Annotated in this window: 17 protein-coding genes; 10 read left to right on the top strand and 7 right to left on the bottom strand. The window is 43.5% G+C overall.

What is annotated here, in order from left to right; all coding sequences use genetic code 11:
- Position 1: 1 nt before the first annotated feature.
- Positions 2-589 (bottom strand): thioesterase family protein, encoded by a 588-nt coding sequence (locus ACHEVO_RS04385; protein ID WP_394124076.1) that lies wholly within the window; start codon positions 587-589, stop codon positions 2-4.
- A 205-nt stretch (positions 590-794) separates the two neighbouring features.
- On the opposite strand from ACHEVO_RS04385, the gene xthA reads away from it, so the two are divergent.
- From xthA to ACHEVO_RS04370, 3 genes are all read left to right on the top strand, one after another.
- Positions 795-1,619 carry an exodeoxyribonuclease III gene (gene xthA / locus ACHEVO_RS04380; protein WP_394124075.1) on the top strand — a complete coding sequence of 275 codons (825 nt, stop codon included), beginning with the start codon at positions 795-797 and terminating at the stop codon, positions 1,617-1,619.
- 190 nt (positions 1,620-1,809) lie between these two features.
- A complete protein-coding gene (gene argJ / locus ACHEVO_RS04375; RefSeq protein WP_394124074.1) occupies positions 1,810-3,033 on the top strand; it encodes a bifunctional glutamate N-acetyltransferase/amino-acid acetyltransferase ArgJ in 1,224 nt (407 codons plus the stop codon).
- A gap of 360 nt (positions 3,034-3,393) precedes the next feature.
- On the top strand, positions 3,394-3,792 hold the full coding sequence (locus tag ACHEVO_RS04370) for a DUF4377 domain-containing protein (protein ID WP_057759787.1): 399 nt from the start codon (positions 3,394-3,396) through the stop codon (positions 3,790-3,792).
- A gap of 114 nt (positions 3,793-3,906) precedes the next feature.
- Here ACHEVO_RS04370 and ACHEVO_RS04365 read toward each other — a convergent pair whose 3' ends face one another.
- Positions 3,907-5,343 carry an L-serine ammonia-lyase gene (locus ACHEVO_RS04365; protein WP_227511229.1) on the bottom strand — a complete coding sequence of 479 codons (1,437 nt, stop codon included), beginning with the start codon at positions 5,341-5,343 and terminating at the stop codon, positions 3,907-3,909.
- A gap of 519 nt (positions 5,344-5,862) precedes the next feature.
- Here ACHEVO_RS04365 and ACHEVO_RS04360 point away from each other — a divergent pair.
- Positions 5,863-7,287: a solute carrier family 23 protein gene (locus tag ACHEVO_RS04360; protein WP_102092484.1), complete on the top strand. Its 1,425-nt coding sequence runs from the start codon at positions 5,863-5,865 to the stop codon at positions 7,285-7,287.
- 144 nt (positions 7,288-7,431) lie between these two features.
- Here the strand turns inward: ACHEVO_RS04360 and ACHEVO_RS04355 are convergent, their stop codons facing one another.
- Entirely contained in the window at positions 7,432-8,364 is a 933-nt protein-coding gene (locus ACHEVO_RS04355; protein WP_057759795.1) for a DMT family transporter, read from the bottom strand.
- A gap of 494 nt (positions 8,365-8,858) precedes the next feature.
- Between ACHEVO_RS04355 and ACHEVO_RS04350 the strand changes: the two genes are divergently transcribed.
- The gene (locus ACHEVO_RS04350) at positions 8,859-9,881 is read left to right on the top strand and encodes a WG repeat-containing protein (protein ID WP_394124073.1); all 1,023 of its coding nucleotides are present in this window, start codon (positions 8,859-8,861) and stop codon (positions 9,879-9,881) included.
- Positions 9,882-10,151: 270 nt separating this feature from the next.
- On the opposite strand, the gene ACHEVO_RS04345 is transcribed toward ACHEVO_RS04350, so the two are convergent.
- On the bottom strand, positions 10,152-11,201 hold the full coding sequence (locus ACHEVO_RS04345) for an alpha/beta fold hydrolase (protein ID WP_394124072.1): 1,050 nt from the start codon (positions 11,199-11,201) through the stop codon (positions 10,152-10,154).
- A 27-nt stretch (positions 11,202-11,228) separates the two neighbouring features.
- Positions 11,229-11,393, bottom strand: a complete 165-nt coding sequence (locus ACHEVO_RS04340; RefSeq protein WP_057759803.1) for a rubredoxin — start codon at positions 11,391-11,393, stop codon at positions 11,229-11,231.
- Between the two features lie 374 nt (positions 11,394-11,767).
- On the opposite strand from ACHEVO_RS04340, the gene ACHEVO_RS04335 reads away from it, so the two are divergent.
- Entirely contained in the window at positions 11,768-12,334 is a 567-nt protein-coding gene (locus tag ACHEVO_RS04335) for an adenine phosphoribosyltransferase (protein ID WP_057759806.1), read from the top strand.
- A gap of 149 nt (positions 12,335-12,483) precedes the next feature.
- On the opposite strand, the gene ACHEVO_RS04330 is transcribed toward ACHEVO_RS04335, so the two are convergent.
- Together ACHEVO_RS04330 and ACHEVO_RS04325 are read right to left on the bottom strand one after the other, a co-directional pair.
- Positions 12,484-12,939, bottom strand: coding sequence for a hypothetical protein (locus tag ACHEVO_RS04330; protein ID WP_394124071.1), 456 nt, complete (start codon positions 12,937-12,939; stop codon positions 12,484-12,486).
- A gap of 100 nt (positions 12,940-13,039) precedes the next feature.
- Positions 13,040-13,984: a transaldolase gene (locus ACHEVO_RS04325; RefSeq protein ID WP_102092478.1), complete on the bottom strand. Its 945-nt coding sequence runs from the start codon at positions 13,982-13,984 to the stop codon at positions 13,040-13,042.
- A 475-nt stretch (positions 13,985-14,459) separates the two neighbouring features.
- Here ACHEVO_RS04325 and pheA point away from each other — a divergent pair, with 475 nt between their 5' ends.
- The 4 genes from pheA (at position 14,460) to rarD (ending at position 20,482) form a co-directional block, all read left to right on the top strand.
- Positions 14,460-15,632 (top strand): prephenate dehydratase, encoded by a 1,173-nt coding sequence (gene pheA / locus ACHEVO_RS04320; protein ID WP_394124070.1) that lies wholly within the window; start codon positions 14,460-14,462, stop codon positions 15,630-15,632.
- Positions 15,633-15,737: 105 nt separating this feature from the next.
- On the top strand, positions 15,738-16,880 hold the full coding sequence (gene hisC, locus ACHEVO_RS04315; protein ID WP_394124069.1) for a histidinol-phosphate transaminase: 1,143 nt from the start codon (positions 15,738-15,740) through the stop codon (positions 16,878-16,880).
- 110 nt (positions 16,881-16,990) lie between these two features.
- Positions 16,991-19,324, top strand: coding sequence for a bifunctional prephenate dehydrogenase/3-phosphoshikimate 1-carboxyvinyltransferase (locus ACHEVO_RS04310; protein WP_394124068.1), 2,334 nt, complete (start codon positions 16,991-16,993; stop codon positions 19,322-19,324).
- Between the two features lie 195 nt (positions 19,325-19,519).
- Entirely contained in the window at positions 19,520-20,482 is a 963-nt protein-coding gene (rarD, locus tag ACHEVO_RS04305) for an EamA family transporter RarD (RefSeq protein ID WP_394124067.1), read from the top strand.
- The last annotated feature ends 35 nt before the right edge of the window (positions 20,483-20,517 follow it).

Here is a 20,517-nt window from a genome sequence, read left to right as displayed (position 1 = left end):
TCTACTGCTGACCATTTAATTGCTCGTCGATAGCTTGTTCGATCGTAACGCGCAGTTTTTTTGGTACACGAATAGGACGCATTGGTGGGGTTGTCGCTGCAGTATCTGGTTTATCGCTGCCTATTTCATCATTACTCATTGGCTCTGGTTTGACAAGGTTTTGTACGCAGGCAATAACGATTTTGGTGCTGCTTAGTAGCTGGCTATCATCTGTTTCCGTAGTACTATGATTTGGTAGATTGCGATATATACTTTGGTAAAATATGATGCTGGCAGGTTTTAGCTCCACTTTATCAATACGTACACTAATTACCTCATCTAATAGAATGGCTCTTTTGTATTGCAAGTCTGCCTGACTCACGACAAAATGCTGTACTTCACCACTGTCAGTCTGCAAAAAATATCCATTTAAGCCCAGCTCAGTAAACCAGTCGCGTCGACAGTTTTCAAAAAATACCAAGTGATTGGCGTGATAGACTATACCGCCAGCATCAGTATGGTTAATATAGACGTTATAATCTTTAGCAAATAATGGTTTGGTACCATCATTCATGGCTGATGTCGTATTTTTTTGCTTAATTGTTGTCATAGTGATGCTCGATATTTTTAATAAGTATTGTTGAATAAAAGTGTTTCAGATAGACCAATAATAGATAGTGCTTATAATAGAGTTACTCTAGCTCAAGATTTCAGGCCATGCAACCGCTAGAACCGCTTACATTTGTTATCATAGTCGTTTATATTTCACCTATTTATAGAACGCTATATTCTAACCAATCAGTATAGGACAGTTTATGACCCGTTTTGTCAGTTTTAACATCAATGGTATCCGTGCACGTCAGCATCAGCTCGAAGCGGTGCGTGAGGTAATCGATCCTGATGTCATGGGCCTACAAGAAACCAAGGTTCATGATGATCAATTTCCGCTTAGCGATATCGAAGGGCTAGGCTACCACGTAGAGTACTTTGGACAAAAAGGGCATTACGGCGTCGCACTATTATCCAAAGCTGCACCTGTATTCGTACAAAAAGGCTTCCCTGGCGAAGATGAAGAAGCCCAAAAACGCTTTATCCATGCACGTTATGAGTTTGAAGGTCGTGAAGTGGATGTGCTCAATGGTTACTTTCCGCAAGGAGAGAGCCAAGATCACCCGACTAAATTTCCTATGAAGCGCGTTTATTATGCCAATTTGATGGCTTATATTGATACGCTAAAAGCGGAAGGTCGTTCGATTATCGTCATGGGTGATATGAATATTGCACCAGAAGATATCGATATTGGTATTGGTGAAGTCAATGCCAAACGTTGGTTGAAAAACAGAAAAACCTCATTTCTGCCGGAAGAGCGCGAATGGTATTCAGCATTGATGTCACGTGAGCTGACAGATACTTACCGTCTGCATTATCCAGAGAGTGCCGAGTTATACAGTTGGTTTGATTATCGCAGTCGCGGCTTCAATGATGAACCTAAGCGCGGGTTACGTATTGATCATATTCTATGCACTTCAGACTTAATCGATAAATGTATTGATGCTGGTATCAGTTATGAGCTACGTGCTATGGAAAAACCGTCTGACCATGCACCGATTTGGTCAGCATTTGACTTAAAGAAACCGTAATACTTATATACCGTGATACCTATATATAGGCAATCTCATGTCAATTAGATACGATGAGTAGCTTGTTCAGTCTGCTAGTCGTAGCACTGTAGCTAGCTATCCTTGTATTTAAGCTGTCTTGAACTGACTATATATTTATCACTTCGTATTCCATAAATAACGATAAAAATTGAGAAATGAGGATTTTATTATGGCTGTTGGAAATGTATCAGTACCTGACGTTATCTATCCTATCGACGGTATCAAGCTCAGTGCCACAGCGGCAGGCGTCCGTTATAAGGACCGCGATGATTTAGTAGTCATCGAAATATCTGATAAGGCCACTACTGCGGTTGTAACCACTAAAAACACCTTTTGTGCCGCGCCAGTGCGAGTATTGCGTGAGCACTTTGCTAAGGTTAGTCCGCGCTATTTAGTCACTAATACGGGTAACGCAAATGCAGGTACGGGCGCTGATGGTAAGCGCCGCGCCATTGATATTTGTACAGCATTGGCCGAAAAGGCCGGTGTAGATACCAACAAAATATTGCCATTCTCTACCGGTGTGATTGGTGAGCCGTTAAATAGTGATGCGGTCATCGCAGGTCTGGATAATGCATTGGCTAATCTAGCGTCTGATAGCTGGCTAGCCGCTGCTAACGGTATTCGCACGACAGATACTATTCCTAAATTAGCCAGCCAAAAAATTGATGTAGCAGGTACTAGCTATCATGTTACTGGTATGTCTAAAGGCTCAGGAATGATATGCCCAAATATGGCGACTATGCTGGGCTATGTGGCGACAGATGCTAATATCGCTGCTGACTTATTACAAGAGATGCTAAGCGCTATCAATGAGCAGTCTTTCAACCGCATTACTGTCGATGGCGATACCTCAACCAATGACTGTTGTGTGTTGATTGCAACAGGTGCTGCTAGCTCAGAGGTGATTGATAGTCCAGAGCATCCACATTATCAGCCTGTATTCGATGCATTGGCTGATGTGTTTATCCGTCTGGCACAACTGATTGTGCGTGATGGCGAAGGCGCTACTAAATTTATGACGGTCAAAGTGACTGGCGGTCAAACCACGCAAGAATGCTGCGATGTGGCTTATGCAGTCGCACATTCACCCTTAGTAAAAACGGCATTTTTTGCTAGTGATGCTAACTGGGGACGCATATTAGCAGCAGTGGGCTATGCTGGTATCGAAGATCTAGACACAGAGCAAGTCGATGTGTATCTAGACGAGGTAATGATTTGCCAAAATGGCGGTGTTGCACCCGATTATACAGAAGAGGCAGGCAAAACAGTCATGAGTCGACCTGAGATTACCATTCATATCGACCTTGCACGTGGTGATGCTAGCGATACGGTGTATACCTGCGACTTGTCATACGATTATGTCAAAATAAACGCTGATTATCGTAGCTAGTCATTCTTAACAAAACAGAATTTGCATAGTTGTATAAGAGCCAGAACAAATATTGTTCTGGCTTTTTAATGTCAGTCATCTCCTCAGTAGCAAATAACTCCGCTATTCAATACGCTTCATTAACATCAGTTGCAAAAGCTGACGTTACTTTACAAAGCAGTCATAGAGGGCAAGACGACTAGCGACCTATACTGGTTTCAGTAAGAAGCAAACAGCCTTATTAGCTTGTAGCAAAGCAAGATAAGGTGTTCAAAACAATAAGTTTATCTAAGTAGCAATGAATTATTAGCTAAATCAATAAATAAGTCAGTAACTAAGCTAACAATAAAGAATCAATAACAATTATCTGAGGATTGAATAATGAAGAAATTAGCACTTGCAGCATTGATGACAACTTTTGCCCTTTCTGGTTGCTCTACGATGGGTATGGACAATGAGCGCACGATGGTTGTTGAAGGACAACCTATGAATGTAAAAGTAGTAAACATCCCGAGTTTTGAAGTAGAAATTGCACCGCGTAAAGCAGTATGTGACCTGACTGCTACTGATGGCAGCATGGTCGAATCACAGTGCTTGCAGTATCGTCAGACCTATCAGAAAAACTACACCACGCTAAACGGTAATATTCAAGGCTTTACCTATGAGCCGAACTATCGTTATGTCCTAGATGTACGTCAAGAAGCAGTAACAGCAGAGGGCTCTAATGTCGTACAGCCAGTTTGGATTCTAAACGAAGTGGTATCAAAAACTGCTGAATAATATTGATAGCAATATATAGACGATAAACCAGTTATACATGACAAAAAGGCCTCTAACGAATTAGAGGCTTTTTTACGTGTTTATTGTTAGTAAATTAGTTTTTGAGAAGTCAAATTAGCATTGACTGTAGTTGACGCTAACACCGCGCGTTGCTGTAGGGATTCTACTATCAGCATAGACCGCCAGACCGCCTCGTGCCGTCTCTTTATATTTATCAGACATATCGGCACCTGTTTGCTTCATCGTCTCTATCGCTTTGTCTAAAGAGACGAAGTGCTGACCATTACCTCTACAGGCTAGACGTGCTGCATTGATTGCTTTAACTGCACCCATCGCATTACGCTCGATACAAGGCACTTGTACCAGTCCGCCAATAGGGTCGCAAGTAAGGCCTAGATTGTGCTCAATACCAATCTCAGCAGCATTTAGGCATTTGGCTGGCGTGCCATTCATGATTTCTGCCAGTGCAGAGCCTGCCATTGCACACGCAGAACCAACCTCACCTTGGCAACCAACTTCAGCACCAGAGATTGAAGCATTTTGTTTGATAAGGCTACCGATAGCAGTGGCGTTTAGCAAAAATTTACGAACGCCATCTTGGCTGTAGTTGGGCAAAAAATCACGATAGTAATGCAGTACGGCAGGAATGATACCTGCTGCGCCATTGGTTGGAGCCGTGACTACTTTGCCGCCATTGGCATTTTCTTCATTGACGGCAAGCGCGTACAAATCGACCCAGTCCATAGCGGCTAACTTATCGGTCTTGGTGATAGGTTGGTCTTTTTCAGCACACAGCTGCGTATGCAAATCTTGGGCACGGCGTTTTACATCTAATCCACCCGGCAAGATGCCGCCATTTTCACAGCCTTGTTTGACACAGTCTTGCATCACTTCCCAAATGCTATCTAGATAAGCAAATACTTCTTCTTTGGCATGGAAGTGACATTCGTTTGCTAGTACCAATTCGCTGATGCTCAAGTCATGCTCACGACATTGCTCTAGTAGCTCTGCTGCGTTATTGAACGGGTAGGGAACTCTATCGATGGTCGGGCTGGCATGATCTTCGTCTGGGTTAGTTGCATCTTCTTCATTGATGACAAAACCGCCACCAACTGAATAATAAGTCTGCTGATAGCGAACGCCTTCAGTTGAGATAGCGCGTAGCGTCAATGCATTAGGGTGATAAGGTAGCACAGTATCGTCATACCAGTAGATGTCTTGCTCTGTATCAAAAGCAATCGTATGCGTGCCTGATACATTAAGAATTTTGTCAGAGAAGATAGGAGATAGGTAGCTACTGGTCATACGTGTGTCTATCGTGCTAGGCGTATGTCCAAGCAGTCCTAACAATATAGCGGTATCTGTTGCATGGCCTTTTCCGGTCGCCGCCAGAGAGCCATATAGCTCAATCTCAATGGTCTTAACCGCAGTCAGTTCCATCTGCTCAGTTAGCGAGGTCAAAAATAAGTTTGCAGCGACCATCGGTCCGACGGTATGCGAACTGGATGGGCCGATGCCGATTTTAAATAAATCAAAAACACTGATCATAATAAGTCACCAAAAATTTTAAGCGCTTTAGCCTATTTTATCTATGGCATTGGGCGCTTTTGTGAAAAATATAATAGACAGCCATCGCTCCTAGTCACCATTGATAGGTGGGCGCGAGACACTATTTATGAAGGTTATAAGGTAAATGAGCACTGAGGGCAGTTGAATAATAACTTTTATTTATTTTGAAACTCCGTTATCATGCTCGCAGTCAACAACTATGTAACATCCTGTAAGTTGGTTATCATCGTAAAATAAGACGGATTAAAAAAGACTGAATTTTTCAGTCAGACATATCTGTATTCATAAATCTAGAAAGATATGGCTATCATACCAAATAATACTTTTGGTTTGTCATATTACAACATAAATGAATGAATTGGGATGACATATTATAGATAGAAAGACTTAATGTTCTGCTATTTATACAAGCCCTTAGAAATATGTCCATTTATTAATATTCTTATTTTATCAGTTATTCTAGCCTATTACTTTAGCTTAGCTCACATAGGACAAGCGCGCATGCCATCTCAAAAAGACCCTTCATCAGCGTCAGACAATAGCGCTCAAGATCTATCGACTCAAAATGCCTTGGAGTCTGCAGGCATTGATTCAGCCGCTATCAATTACCCGCATAATCCAGATTTTGAAAATGGCCGTTGGTTTCCGACATGGCGTCCTTATAAGGGCGACTTAGATCGTGACCCAGTTGGTATCAACGACTATCTACCTCCGTCAAAAAGCGTATTGCTCGGTATACAGCATACGTTTGCCATGTTTGGTGCAACTGTGCTTGCACCTTTATTGATGGGGTTCGATCCTAACTTAGCTATCTTGATGTCCGGTATCTGTACGGTAATGTTCTTTATGATTACCGGTGGGCGTATGCCGAGCTACTTGGGATCAAGCTTTGCTTTTATTGGTCCAGTCATCGCGGTGACCGCTTATGCAGGCGCAGGGTTCAATGACAATCTAAATGTTGCGCTAGGCGGTATTATGGCCTGCGGTATTATTTATGCATTGATTGGTTTGCTAGTGATGAAGACGGGTACAGGTTGGATTGAGCGTTTGATGCCACCTATCGTGACGGGTGCGATTGTCATGATTATCGGTCTTAATTTGGCGCCAGTGACCATTCAAGGCGTGTCTGCCAATCAGTTTGATGCTTGGATGGCCACTTTGACCGTACTGCTCATTAGTGGTGTGGCAGTATTTACTCGCGGTATGTTGCGACGTCTATTGCTACTCGTCGGTCTAGTGCTGTCGTACGTTGCTTATTTTGTCATGACCAATATTCTAGGCTTTGGTACAGCGATTGATTTTAGTACAGTAGCTGCCGCTTCATGGTTTGGACTACCAAGCATTCATACGCCGCGCTTTGAGATGAGCGCTATTATCCTAATTGCACCTGTGGCCTTTATTTTGGTGGCTGAGAACCTAGGGCACTTTAAAGCAGTAGAGGGCATGACTAAGGCTCGTGTGACCCCTTATATGGGCCGAGCATTTTTGGCGGACGGTTTAGCCACAACTTTTTCGGCAGGATTTGGTGGTACAGGTGTCACTACTTACGCTGAAAACATTGGTGTCATGGCGGTTACCAAAGTGTATAGCACGACGATATTTGTCGTAGCAGGTTTGGTTGCTATTATATTGGGACTGTCGCCAAAGTTTGGTGCGATCATTCAGACCATACCAGCGGCTCTATTGGGCGGGGCTTCTATTGTTGTCTTTGGTCTTATCACGGTTGCTGGGATAAAAATCTGGATCGATAGCCATATTGATTTTAGTAAAAACAGCAATCTAATCATCGCGGCAGTGACGGTCATTATGGGTACTGGTAACTTTAGTTTGCACTTAGGTGGCTTTGATTTAGGCGGTATCGGTACTGCTACTTTAGCCGCTATCGTGTTAAACGCTTTGTTTAACCAAAGTTCTGAGGCGAAATAAGTAAGGCTGATGAGATTGAAGTTTGCGCCTATCAAATAAAGACGGTCAAAGCATATCTCATCTAACAAAAAGCGCCCATGCTACCGATAGCATGGGTGCTTTTTTGTACGGCAATATTAAGTAACCGTATTGAAAAAATCAATATTACTTATAGTCACGCTTATAAAATCTTGAAAAAAATCGATAGCGGCGAAGGGCGCGTGGCTTTGGTTTTAAAGAGCCTAAGTAAATAGCAAACATCGTTAATAGTGCGCCACTCCACTGCAAAGTGTTAATCGGCTTGTCCAGCCAACTATAATCAATGACGAGGGCTGCAATAGGTTCAGTCAACAATAGCAGTCCAGTCAGTGCCAGAGATAGCTTAGGAATAGAGTAGGCAATCAATCCCCATGCCAGACACTGCATCACCGTACCATAGATAAGCACCCAACCAATCTCAGACCAGGTATTTGGCAGGATATTACCTGTATCAAATACAAACATCGGTATAATCATGGCTAAGACGCCGCCAATACTGATTAGCTGCATTAGCATAAATATAGGCGTCGGTTCAGTATCGTGTGTTTTGCGGATAAATGTCATTGATGCAGCTAACATCGCACCCGATACAATACCAGTGACGAAACCCCAAGTCGCAGCGGTGTTGTGTGCGAATTCAGGGCTACCTATCATCGCCACGCCTATCATGGCTAAGAACAAACTAATAAGCTGTACGATAGACTGACGCTCATTGAAATACAAAAACCCAATCGCGGCCAAGAAAAATATTTGCAGACTATTAAGCAGCGTCGAAATACCAGGCCCAACCGCATAAATACTCTCATGCCAAAGCGCCAAATCTAATCCTAGAAATGCCCCTGATAATAATGCATAAAAAATAGCGCGTCTTGATTTGGGCATACGTTGGCCCATTATCTTAGCCAATACCGCAAATACAATACCAGAAACAGCCAATCGCCAAAACGACATGGCCCAACCACCAATATCGACGTGAGCGACAATTAAGCTGCCCAATCCAAAAATGATACAACCAATGACTAAGCCAATAGGTGCAGATCGCGTTGAAGCAATAGCCATAATTTGTCCTTATAACAGTATTTGAATAATAGTATTTTGAATAACAGCACTCTTATTATCATTGCATCATGTCAGAACTTATGTTGACATAGAGCCATATTGTCGTGGTTTTAAGTGCAAAATGAAATGGCAAAACCATAATTTATTATGCTGAATACAGGTACTATCGCTATGCGGAAAATTATTGGGCATGTTGGACGCAAATAAATAATCAAAGTATTTGATATAGCTACGTTTTTCACAAGAGTCTTATGACAGTTGGGTAATAGTACTTATATCAAAATATTTGTATCAGGGTGACGATTCGTAGGAGTATGAAAGCGCATGATGTATACAAGTGATATTTTTGTAGAGATGGTTTGTAGGGATAATATGTGTGTAGCACTTTAAGCGACATTATTGCTGCAACACATGTATAGTAGATTGACGATATAATGTATTTAACGTCTGATTTGTTATACCAAACAATCTATATTATTTGTCTAGGTTTATTTATGCTTCAACGATTGCTATCAAAAAAACAGTCACATACACTGTCTGGTTTGCTACCAAAAATATCGCAATACAGTGTCGTCGTGACGATGCTATCTAGCGCATTGTTTTTGATGCCTAGCGCACACGCCGCCAGCTGTAAAATCCCAAAAAGTTATTACAAAAACGTCTCCTGCACGGCCAGTAGCAGTTACTTTTTGGCGATAAAAGACTTTGGTGCGCCAGTGGCTTTAATCGATAAAAAAGGCAAACGAGTCGTTGATTTGTCACGTTATCAAAAAGTCGATGCGGATAAATTATCGGGCGGTCTGTTGCCTGTACTGCGTAACAGCCGAGTCGGTTATCTCAATATGCAGGGCCGCGAAGTCGTGCCTGCCATGTACGATATATTGACAGAGAGTCAAGGTTGGGCGCGGCCTGTATCGGATGGGCGTATCGTAGTAAAAAAAGAGGGTAACTATGGTGTGATTAACACAGCCAATAGTACCGTTGTCTCGTTTTCTGCAGCGATTGATGATATCGATAATTATCGTAATGGGGTGGCGCGTGTACGCAAAGGCCGTGCAACCAGTTGGGTGGATAAAAACGGTAATGCAGCGAATGATCCAAATGCCCAGAATGACACTCAGGCAGTGAACAAACCTACTTCATCTAACGAAAAATCTAGCAAAGCATCACAGTCTGTACCAGCGCGTTTTACGACGCTTCAATCGCGTCAGCAAGATGGTAAATGGGGTTTCGTCGATGATAATAATGTCACTATGATTACGTACTCATTTGATGAAGTGCGTCCGTTTTCTGAGGAATATGCTGGCGTGCGTATCGGTGAAGAGTGGGGCTTTATCAATTTAGGCGGTGAGCTGGTGATTCCTTTTCGCTTTGCTAACAATGGTGTGAACGCTAACGATAGCTATCAGGGCAAACCTTCCTTTGTATTTACAGGTGGTAAGGCGTGGATTGGTAACCTAAAGAATGGGAATAAAATGTGCATTGATAAAGAAGGGGCTGGTGTTGCTTGTGATTGATGCAATTACTAGGGCGTGTCCTCATTTTAAAAATGGTGATAAAAATGAGATAAATCGCAGTCAAACAAGGAAAATAGCGCAGATAATATCGAGATATTAGTCAGCTATTTGACGCCGTTTGGCAAGATTTAGCCATTTTTAACCCATTTAGATAAATATCGATTGAATTGAGGACACGCCCTAGGATTAAATAGGCAATAAAAAAGAGTGTAAAACCTGTGATTTTTCGCTAGGTTTTATACTCTTTTTTTGATATTGATGTTTTTAAAGCTAGTTGCTTGATAAATGATTGCTGATTAAGTCAACCATATAAGGCTGATAATACTCTGGAATATCGTGTGCCATGCCCTCGATGAGATGGAACGTAGCATTAGGGATGGTCTTGGCAACGACTCGGCCCTGCGAGGCAGGCAGGAGTCCGTCAGCGCTACCATGTAATACAATCGTTGGTGCTTTGACTTGCTTACTAAATCGGCTGATAGAACCTGATGCCAAGATAGCATTGAGCTGCTGCACCGTACCAAGCGGGTGAAAATTGCGCTGATAGCGAATCTTAGCGATTTCACGGACCATACGCACATTCACATGACCTGGTGTACCAACGGTCTTCATAAACCAAACGCTATGACGCACGATATCACGCTCAGAGTGGCTCTCTGGACGATTGATAAGGGTATATAGCTGTTTAGGCTTGGGCGGCTTCAAAAATGCACGATTGGTCGTGGTAAACATAAGCGCCATTCGCTGCACTAAGCTCGGATAACGTGCCGCCACGATTTGTGCAATCATACCACCCATCGACGCCCCAAGCAGGTGTGTTTTACCAAGCTTTAGTGCTTTAATCAAACGTGCGGTGTCTTCAGCCATGTCCGTCAAGTTATAAGCAACCTGTGTGCTTTTGTTAGACAGCCCTGTCTGTAGACGAACCATCATTTTGAGCTGGCTAATACGCGGCAAGCCTTCTATCTGTACTTTAGAAGACAAGCCGATATCTCGATTATCAAAACGAATCACAAAAAAACCAGCATCGATAAAGCGCTTAATAAAATTGTCTGGCCAAAATATCATTTGTGATCCTAGCCCCATGATCATCAGCAGTGGCGGATTATTAGGATTACCGCCAGCTTCGACACACAACTCAATACCATCACCGATGTCAATCATTGCTTGACGAAGGTGCTTACTCAAGTCAGAGTCGCGCCATTGATGCTCCCCAAATTTGCGCCACTCAGGAGTAGGGTAGTTATTCAGACGATCTTCTAGATTGTTATCTAGCGTTTCAGGCAATTTGGCACTATTGATGTCATTTGATTTTGTCATGAAGTGTCCTAATTAGAGGGTCATCTACTACAGCTCAAGCATCTCAAAATCAAGCTTGCCGACACCGCACTCAGGGCAAGTCCAGTCATCAGGGATGTCTTCCCACTTAGTACCAGGTGCGATACCTTCTTCTGGGCAGCCAAGCGCCTCATCATATATCCAGCCGCAGACAATACATTCATAACGTTTCATAAATAGTCCTATCGATCATTACCAGTATTACAGTTACAGCGTGCTATAAACGCTCATTTTTAATATTACAGCTATTATATTAGACTGCAAAAACGCACGTAGTTTAGCATATAACCGCAATTTTCATAGTTAAGTTTACACTTGTATATTGAGATGACTTTTCTTTTATCAAGTCAATCACATACGTTACCTTATTAGCGCTTAATAACAAGACTGGACGCCAGCCCGCCATACGAAAACCAATTATGCTATAATAATCGCCGCTAAATTCACAGTAACACTTAGCATTTATCGCTGATATATCATCCAGTTGTTGTCTTATCTAAACTAACTAAACTAACTAAACCATCTAAATACATAAGCTAAGGGTCATCATGAGTACCAATGCCGCCGCCACATCCGCCACCAACAATGAGACGTCTCATGTGCTCAATACTGACCATCCGTTTTGGCAGATTATTCGCACAGTACCAGACTTTCCAAAAGCTGGCATTGATTTTTATGACATTACCCCGTTACTGCGCAGTCATATTGACGCTGTCATTGACGCGCTGCTTGCTGCATTGCCAGAAGGGCTTATGGATGAGGTAGATTGTCTAGGTGCGGTAGAAGCGCGCGGTTTTGTCTTTGCCAGTATGCTAGCAGGCCGTCTGGGCAAAGGCATGATCTTGCTACGTAAACCAGGTAAGCTGCCGCCACCGGTTGCCAACAAAGCCTATGCACTTGAGTATGGTAAAGACACGCTTGAGATGCAAAACAATCTACCGCCTGAGCGCGTACTATTGGTCGATGATATCTTGGCGACTGGTGGCACGTTGACTACTGCTTACGAGCTGTGCCAATCGGCTGACCATACTGTGGTCGGTGCGTTAGTGTTATTGGACTTGGTTGACTTGCATGGCGAGTTCCCAGTACCTGTTTATACGGTATTAAAAGCTTAAAATGAATTGCTATGTTTTTGACTATTAGACATGTCGTATTGTCAATATAGTTAAACGATTCTCCAAATAAAAAGCGCCCTGATACTATGTCAGGGCGCTTTTTCGATACTGTATTGATGTTTTTTAGTATTGTGTTAAGTAGGCTGTATTTATTGCTCTTCGTCTTGTTCGTAATCTTTACAAGACTGCTCTATCACCGTACGACCGACTGTCTTTGGGGTGGTGACTTTAAAGTCTTTTGTGGTCAATATTGGTTTTTCTGACTGCCATGACTTGGTTACTTTGCCTTCAGCATCGTAGTTAACAAAGGCTCGTCTATAGTAACTGGCATCTTTGCATGAAATGAGTAGTTGCTGCTCACTATGGTCAATATTGCTTTTTTCTTCCTTCGAGTCATCTTTGTCTTTAGGATAAGTTCTAAGGATAGATACTGTGATATTTTCGACATCTTTTTCATCTATGATACTGATGTCAGAGCTTTCAATAGAATCCAAATCTATACTAAAAATTGATCCAGAGCTGCTCTCGGACACCTCTACCCAGTTAACTGCCTGGGCGCTAATCGCTAAAGCACTGCCTGCCAATAATATTGATAGCCGTTTCATATAAGCCTTGCTTCTTGTCATTTGAAGTAGGTAATGATAGCCAACTTACTATTAGTAGGCAAATATCTTTTGTGCCAGCCCAGTATCCGTCGTGTGGCTATTATTGTCCGCGAATGGCTGCTAATGTCTTGGCCAGCTCGTCACGCGCCCCGATAAAACCGTCAATTCCCTTAGGTAATAAGTCCTGTGTAACCTTGTCTTGCTGATACGCAGCACTAAACTCTTCATGCGTTAAGCTTACTTGAGTCATCGCTTTCATATCCATCGACATACTCGGAGACAGTTGGCGAGTTACCTCGGTATCCATGGCTGCCAACTCATCAATGAGGTTGGGAGCTATCGTCAACAAGTCACAACCTGCCAATGCCAAAATTTGCTCGGTAGAGCGGAAACTGGCGCCCATCACTTGCGTCTCGTAACCGTGTTGTTTGTAATACTGATAAATGAGCTTGACTGACTGTACGCCCATGTCATCAGAAGCCGGTACGTTTTGACGGCTTTGTTGGCGTTTTTGCCAATCTAGAATACGGCCAACGAAAGGTGATATCAGAGTCACGCCAGCATCTGCACAGGCAATCGCTTGATGTTGTCCAAACAGTAGGGTCAGGTTGCAGTGGATATTTTGAGTCTCAAGATAGCGTGCTGCCTCGATACCTTGCCAAGTTGCCGCCATCTTGATCAATACTCGCTCTGAATCGACGCCCGCTTTTTGGTAAGCGTCCATAAACGCCAGTGCCTTGTCTATCGTCGCTTGAGTGTCGTAAGATAAGCGAGCGTCCACTTCGGTAGAGACTCGGCCTTCGATCAGCTCTAAAATATCGCAGCCAACCTGAATGGTCAGCGCATCGATCACGGCATCCACGTCACCATTGTGACGACTCATGGTCTCTGACAACATGCCTTGGTTGTCAGGATGAATTAGAGCCTTGGTAATAAGGCTTGGGTTGGTGGTTGCATCGATAGGTTTTAAACGGGCAATAGCGGCAAGGTCACCAGTATCAGCAACAATCGTGGTCATAGTGCGTAGCTGTTGTAATGCGCTCATCAGGTATCCTTTTTCTTATTAATCACATGATGCTCCTCTTATATATAACAGGGTAGGGAGCTGAACTGGAACTGTAACACAGTTTTGGGCAGGTGTTGCCTCATAGTTATGCTATGCGCCACTGTTATCTGGCTCAGCTGTGCTAATATTAATCACAGTTGGTATATTTATACGCATTTACGCATGGGCACTGACCTTAGTTTTTGCTATAGTAGAGCCGGCTATGTATCAAGCTGCTGTATTTGGCAGTAAATATAGCATTAACGCCAAATGGCACTAGCAATATAGGGTGTTTTTGATAGACTGTTCTGAGGTTGGTTTTGAAGATAGTTTCTACTATCAGGCTTAGTCTTTAACTAAAAACAGAAAACAGTCAGATTTGGCAATAGTGCTACCTAAGTAATAGCTACGTAATAGTAGAGTTTAAATAATAGTAATATCTAACAGCGATAAAATCTAAAAAGGATGGGCGGTAATGAGCGAGCAGTCACCAGAGCAAACAATGGATAATCTAAATCAAACCACTACAGGCGCTAGCGATACCGCAACTGAAAAAGAGTTTTTAGACAATATTCGCCAAAATATTGACGCAGTAGACTGTGAGATTCAAACGTTAATCAACAACCGTGCAAAGCTGGCTCAGCAAGTAGCCATGGTAAAGAAAAATCATACCGCCGCTGATGACAATAGCAATCCTATCTTTTACCGCCCTGAGCGTGAAGCACAGGTACTAAAAGCTGTCATGGAGCGTAATGCAGGTCCCATCGCTGATGAGAAAATGGCGCGTTTATTCCGTGAAATCATGTCAGTATGCTTGGATTTAGAAGCGCCGCAGCGTATTGCCTTCTTGGGACCTGTCGGTACCTTCACGCATGCCGCTGCGCTCAAGCATTTTGGTAAAGCAGCGGATACCGTACCGATGACAACCATTACTGATGTGTTCCGCGAAGTCGAAGCGGGGACAGCGATGTATGGCGTGGTTCCTGTTGAAAACTCTTCAGAAGGCGTCGTCAACCATACTCTAGATGGTTTCTTGTCTTCTACTTTGAAAATCATTGGCGAAGTTGAACTGCCAATTCATCAAAACTTCTTGGTTGCTGAACATACCAAGATTGATGGCTTGAGCCGTATTTATTCACACCAGCAGTCGCTTGCTCAGTGCCGTCATTGGCTAGATGTAAACTTCCCTAATGTCGAACGCGTTGCTGTATCAAGTAATGGTGAAGCCGCTCGCCGCCTCAAAAACGAATGGCATTCAGCTGCGATTGCAGGTGATGTTGCTGTTGCAGAGTATGACTTGCATAAGCTGTACTCAAACATCGAAGACAATCCAAGTAACACTACACGCTTCCTTATTATCGGTCATGAAGCGATTGCGCCATCTGGTCAAGACAAAACTTCTATCGTCGTCTCCGCTCATGATAAAGCAGGCGCACTGATCGAAATATTAAAACCTTTGTCATATCATGGCGTATCGATGACCAGTATTGAGACGCGTCCTGAGCGTCCTAACAAGTGGGCATACGTATTCTTTATCGATATGAATGGTCATGTTAATGATCCAAACGTTAGCGCTGCCATCAATGATATTCGTCCATTGGTCAAGGATTTACGCATATTGGGCTCATATCCAAAAGCTGTCCTATAGACAACTATAGGCTTACTCACTGGTATTCATACATAATAGATGGGTCTTAGCTTTTGCAGATAGCATTCAAACAAAGCATTTACAGATACCATCTAAGGATAAACCATGCAGACTACTCAATTGACCGCGTCAGATCTATCGCCGTTAACGCCAGCTTACGACAGTATTTTGGCATTGGCACCTTATCAAACCGGTAAGCCAATTGAGGAGCTGACACGTGAGTATGGTGTCTCAGACGTGGTCAAGCTGGCTAGCAATGAGAATCCGATGGGATGCTCCCCACGAGTGACGCTAGCAGTGACTGAGCAGCTAGGGCAGTTGTCGCGCTATCCTGATGGCAATGGTTACTATCTAAAGCAAGCGCTGGCTGACTTTAACGATGTCAATGCCAATCAAATTACCTTAGGTAATGGCTCTGATGATTTGCTCGATATTTTAGCACGCAGCTTTGTGGGTGCTGATGATGCCATCGTCTATAGTCAGTATGCTTTTGTGGTATATCCTATGCTAGCGAAGATGCAAGGTGCCACAGGAATTGAAGTGCCTGCTCAACGCTTTGGCCACAATTTAAAAGCCATGAGCCAAGCGGTTCAAGACAATCCGAATACCAAAATCGTCTTTATTGCCAATCCGAACAATCCAACGGGTACGCAGCTAGAGCAAAAAGAGCTGCGCCAGTTCGTTGCCAGTGTACCAAGCTCAGTCTTGGTGGTACTGGATGAAGCTTATATCGAGTATAGTCCTGAGAGTAACAACCGCGCATTATTGGATGAGTTCGATAATGTCATTATTGTACGTACTTTTTCTAAAGCTTATGGGCTGGCAGGTTTACGCGTCGGTTATGCTCTAAGCTCGATGGCAGTGGCGGATTTACTAAACCGAATTCGTCAGCCATTTAACGTCAGCCGTGTTGGTTTAGCTGCCGCTGCTGCTGCACTTGCCGATCAAGACTTTATCGAAAAAACTCGTCTGATAAACGATGAGCAAATGCGTTGGTTGGAAAAGCAGTTTGACGCGCTAGGATTGGGTTTTGTGAAGTCGCATGCCAATTTTATTATGGTCGAAGTGCAGGTTGAGATGGAAGATATAACCGCTGCTTCTATCCATCAGGCGCTACTTGAACAAGGCGTTATTGTCCGTCCGTTGGATACTTATGGATTACCTAACTGGCTGCGTATCACAGTAGGTGTGGCTGAAGACAATCTGCGTTTGATTGATACTCTGCGTTCTATTTTGACTGAAGACTAAGCGTATCCATAAGTGCTTTGTAATTTAAAAATTGTTCTTAATTAGCCATTAAAATTTATAACACTAAGACTGGCCCTATCTATGTCTTAGTGTGTCCAACGAGAAAAGCCGTGAGTAGTCAGAAAAATAATAAACTTCAATCGCCTCTAAATACTACGCCATCTATATTTAAACAAGTTTGTGTGATTGGACTTGGGCTGATTGGTGCCAGTTTTGCGCAAGCTATTAAAGATAATGGCTTGAGCGAGCGTTTGGTAGCAGTCGATAGGCATGCACCAAGTATCACAGAAGCCATCGAGCATGGTCTGCTAGATGCAGGTAGTGCAAACTTACAGGACGTCATCGCTGGCAGTGATTTAATCATTATTGCAGTGCCAGTACAGGCTGTTCAAGCAGTGTTTGTTGATATCAAACAAGCGATAGATAACGGACAGCTTACCAGTGATTGCATCATGACGGATGTCTGTAGTACTAAAGTCAATATCATTGATGCCGCTAAAGCAGTGTTCGGTTCGCTGCCGACAGGATTGGTGCCAGCGCATCCAATTGCTGGGGCTGAAAATTCAGGGTATCATGCGCGCCGCGCCAGTTTATTTGTTAATCATAGCGTCATTATTTGCGAGCTACCGACGACCAGTGCAACCGCTATTGCAAAGTTGCGACTATTATGGGAATCAGTAGGCGCAAATGTCATGTCAATGGATGCTGAGCACCATGACCGCATATTAGCGCACACCAGCCATTTGCCACATTTACTTGCCTTCAACTTAGTTGAGCAATTGGCAAGCCATGATGACAATTTAGATATGTTTCGTTATGCCGCTGGTGGGTTCCGCGATTTTACCCGTATCGCTGCCAGTGATCCTAAAATGTGGCATGATATATTTTTTGCCAACCAAAGCGCGATTGTCAGCGCCCTTGATGAGTATGGTGTCTATTTACAGACAATGCGCCAGCTTATCATTGATAAAGATTCAACCGCCCTGATAGGACTTTTGGGCCGCGCGCAAGCCGCACGGCGACATTTCGGCCATATGTTAGCCAGCACCCCTTATACGGATACTTCTGCTATGTCAGCTTCTTATAATATTACCCCTAGCAATACTGTTTCTGGCACCATCGCCATTCCTGGTGACAAATCTATCTCGCATCGCAGCATTATGCTCGGCAGTCTTGCCACAGGCGTGACAAATGTGACTGGGTTTTTGGAAGGGGAAGATGCGCTAGCAACGCTACAAGCATTCCGTGATATGGGTGTGACTATCGAAGGCCCTGATAATGGCAATTTGACCATTCATGGCGTCGGTATGAATGGTTTAAAACCTAGCAAAACCCCTTTGTACATGGGTAACTCTGGTACCAGTATGCGTCTGCTGTCTGGTATCTTGGCGGCGCAATCGTTTGATAGCGTGTTGACAGGTGATACTAGCTTGAATAAACGCCCAATGGAGCGCGTGGCGGCACCGCTACGGTCTATGGGAGCTGTGATTCAGAGTACTGGTCATAGTGGTACTGCGCCTCTTAGTATCACCGGTCGTGACACGGTGGGTAAGCCATTACAAGGCACTGAATATGACATGCCAGTCGCTTCAGCTCAGGTAAAGTCTTGCTTGCTACTAGCAGGTCTATGGGCCGAGGGTACGACAACGGTCACACAACCTGAGATCAGCCGTGACCACACTGAGCGTATGCTATCAGCCTTTGGTTATCAAGTAACCGTAGAAGGCAATCGCATCAGTGTCACTGGCGGCGGCACACTAACAGGCGGCGATATCGCTGTTCCTGCTGATATCTCATCTGCAGCATTTTTTATGGTAGCAGCGGCCATCAGTCAAAATAGCGAGCTGACCTTGACCCAAGTAGGTATCAACCCTACGCGTACTGGCGTCATTGATATTCTAAAATTAATGAATGCAAATATTAGCCTAAGCAATGAAACACATGTGGGCGGCGAGCCAGTTGCTGATATTACGATTCGTAGCTCAAACCTAGTCGGTATTGAAATACCAGAGCATCTTGTACCACTGGCGATTGATGAGTTCCCTGTGCTGTTTATCGCAGCCAGCTGTGCCCAAGGTCGTACGGTATTGACTGGTGCTAAAGAGCTGCGTGTTAAAGAATCGGACCGTATCGCTGTGATGGCAGAAGGGTTACATACACTTGGTATTGATTGTACTGTGACTGATGATGGTCTCATTATCGAAGGTAAAGGCGCTGCTACTGAAAACGGTGAAGTAAACAATAGCCAACCTGTCTTCGGTAGCGGTCATATTGTCTCTCATCATGATCACCGCATTGCAATGAGCTTCTCTGTAGCCAGTCTGCGTGCATCCAAGCAAATTACCATTGAAGGGGTTGAAACGGTTAATACCAGTTTCCCAGGATTTGCTGAACTTGCCAACCAAATCGGTATGTCTATCCAAGTGGATACTGTTGCTGAGTAAGTCGCTAAGCTACCATTAACTCTTAAAAGTTTAATCTAACATCGTTAGCAATGTACTCATGTCACTATTGGCATGAGTACATTGCTTTTTACCTTATAATCTCACTGTAGTAACCCTGCGCTTTCACGATTCAATTGACAATAATAATTAGAATTAGGTGAGAGTGCGCTTTGCTCTAAAAAGTTGTCCTATATTATGACTACCCAAAATGTCATCAAAAAACCCGTTGCCCCGATAACCACAACCAGACGCGGCATTATTACTGCGCTTATCGCGTTCTTTATTTGGGGCGGATTTCCGTTATACTTCAAACAGCTATCTAATTATGATGCGACGGAGATCATAGGTCACCGTATCGTTTGGACGTTTTGTTGCCTACTGATTGTGTTAGTGGCTACCAAACGCTGGGGGTGGATAGAAACGCTCAAGCAAAACCCAAGATGGATTGCGCTATCACTCGTCTCTGGGTTAATTATCGCAACTAACTGGCTGACCTATGTATGGGCGGTCAATCAAGACCGTATCCTTGAGGCCAGTTTGGGTTACTTTATTGGGCCATTGGTTGGCGTTGCACTATCCATGATTTTATTCAAAGAGCGTTTGCGTCCTTTGCAATGGGTAGCCATTGGCTTTGCATTATTGTCTGTGGTCATTCAAGTGGTGATGCTTGGCAGTCTGCCGTGGATATCGTTGATTTTGGCGTTCAGTTTCAGTACTTACGGGACGATTCAACGACAAACGCCATTGACTGCTGTTGATGCCATGTTTGTCGAGACCGCCATGCTAGTACCGTTATGTCTGTGGTGGTTTTGGCAATCTGATGTGGCAAGTCATCAACTGAGCTTTTGGTTTAGCTCAAATATTTGGCTGCTCATGATCGCAGGCCCGATTACGCTAATACCGCTTTTATTATTCAATAAATCTACCAAGCTCGTTGCATACAGTATCTTAAGCTTTATGAATTATCTGACGCCGACCTTCATTTTCTTTTTGGCAGTGTTCTATTATAAAGAACCGTTCGATTTACATCGTTTAGCAGTATTTGGTCTGATTTGGTTAGGTCTGTTATTATTCAGCATTGACCTGTGGCGCCATCGTCCAAGTAAAGTGTTAAAAGCGGCGCGCCTACGTGAAGAAGCACTACAATCGGTTAAATAAATTTCAAAAACACGAAAAAAATTAGCAAACAAGGA

The organism is Psychrobacter nivimaris (assembly GCF_043419765.1).
In the GTDB taxonomy this organism is placed as follows: Bacteria; Pseudomonadota; Gammaproteobacteria; order Pseudomonadales; family Moraxellaceae; genus Psychrobacter.
The sequence above is the reverse complement of the archived record's forward strand: the minus strand, read 5'-3'. Positions and strand labels throughout refer to the sequence as shown.

Bases quoted from the DNA above. Each gene is read 5' to 3' on its own strand.
- hisC (WP_394124069.1), top strand. From the start codon at position 15,738: ATGCAGACTACTCAATTGACCGCGTCAGATCTATCGCCGTTAACGCCA.
- ACHEVO_RS04370 (WP_057759787.1), top strand. From the start codon at position 3,394: ATGAAGAAATTAGCACTTGCAGCATTGATGACAACTTTTGCCCTTTCT.
- ACHEVO_RS04385 (WP_394124076.1), bottom strand. From the start codon at position 589: ATGACAACAATTAAGCAAAAAAATACGACATCAGCCATGAATGATGGT.
- ACHEVO_RS04355 (WP_057759795.1), bottom strand. From the start codon at position 8,364: ATGGCTATTGCTTCAACGCGATCTGCACCTATTGGCTTAGTCATTGGT.
- ACHEVO_RS04350 (WP_394124073.1), top strand. From the start codon at position 8,859: ATGCTTCAACGATTGCTATCAAAAAAACAGTCACATACACTGTCTGGT.
- ACHEVO_RS04360 (WP_102092484.1), top strand. From the start codon at position 5,863: ATGCCATCTCAAAAAGACCCTTCATCAGCGTCAGACAATAGCGCTCAA.
- pheA (WP_394124070.1), top strand. From the start codon at position 14,460: ATGAGCGAGCAGTCACCAGAGCAAACAATGGATAATCTAAATCAAACC.
- ACHEVO_RS04335 (WP_057759806.1), top strand. From the start codon at position 11,768: ATGAGTACCAATGCCGCCGCCACATCCGCCACCAACAATGAGACGTCT.
- ACHEVO_RS04325 (WP_102092478.1), bottom strand. From the start codon at position 13,984: ATGAGCGCATTACAACAGCTACGCACTATGACCACGATTGTTGCTGAT.
- ACHEVO_RS04340 (WP_057759803.1), bottom strand. From the start codon at position 11,393: ATGAAACGTTATGAATGTATTGTCTGCGGCTGGATATATGATGAGGCG.
- rarD (WP_394124067.1), top strand. From the start codon at position 19,520: ATGACTACCCAAAATGTCATCAAAAAACCCGTTGCCCCGATAACCACA.
- xthA (WP_394124075.1), top strand. From the start codon at position 795: ATGACCCGTTTTGTCAGTTTTAACATCAATGGTATCCGTGCACGTCAG.
- ACHEVO_RS04345 (WP_394124072.1), bottom strand. From the start codon at position 11,201: ATGACAAAATCAAATGACATCAATAGTGCCAAATTGCCTGAAACGCTA.
- argJ (WP_394124074.1), top strand. From the start codon at position 1,810: ATGGCTGTTGGAAATGTATCAGTACCTGACGTTATCTATCCTATCGAC.
- ACHEVO_RS04330 (WP_394124071.1), bottom strand. From the start codon at position 12,939: ATGAAACGGCTATCAATATTATTGGCAGGCAGTGCTTTAGCGATTAGC.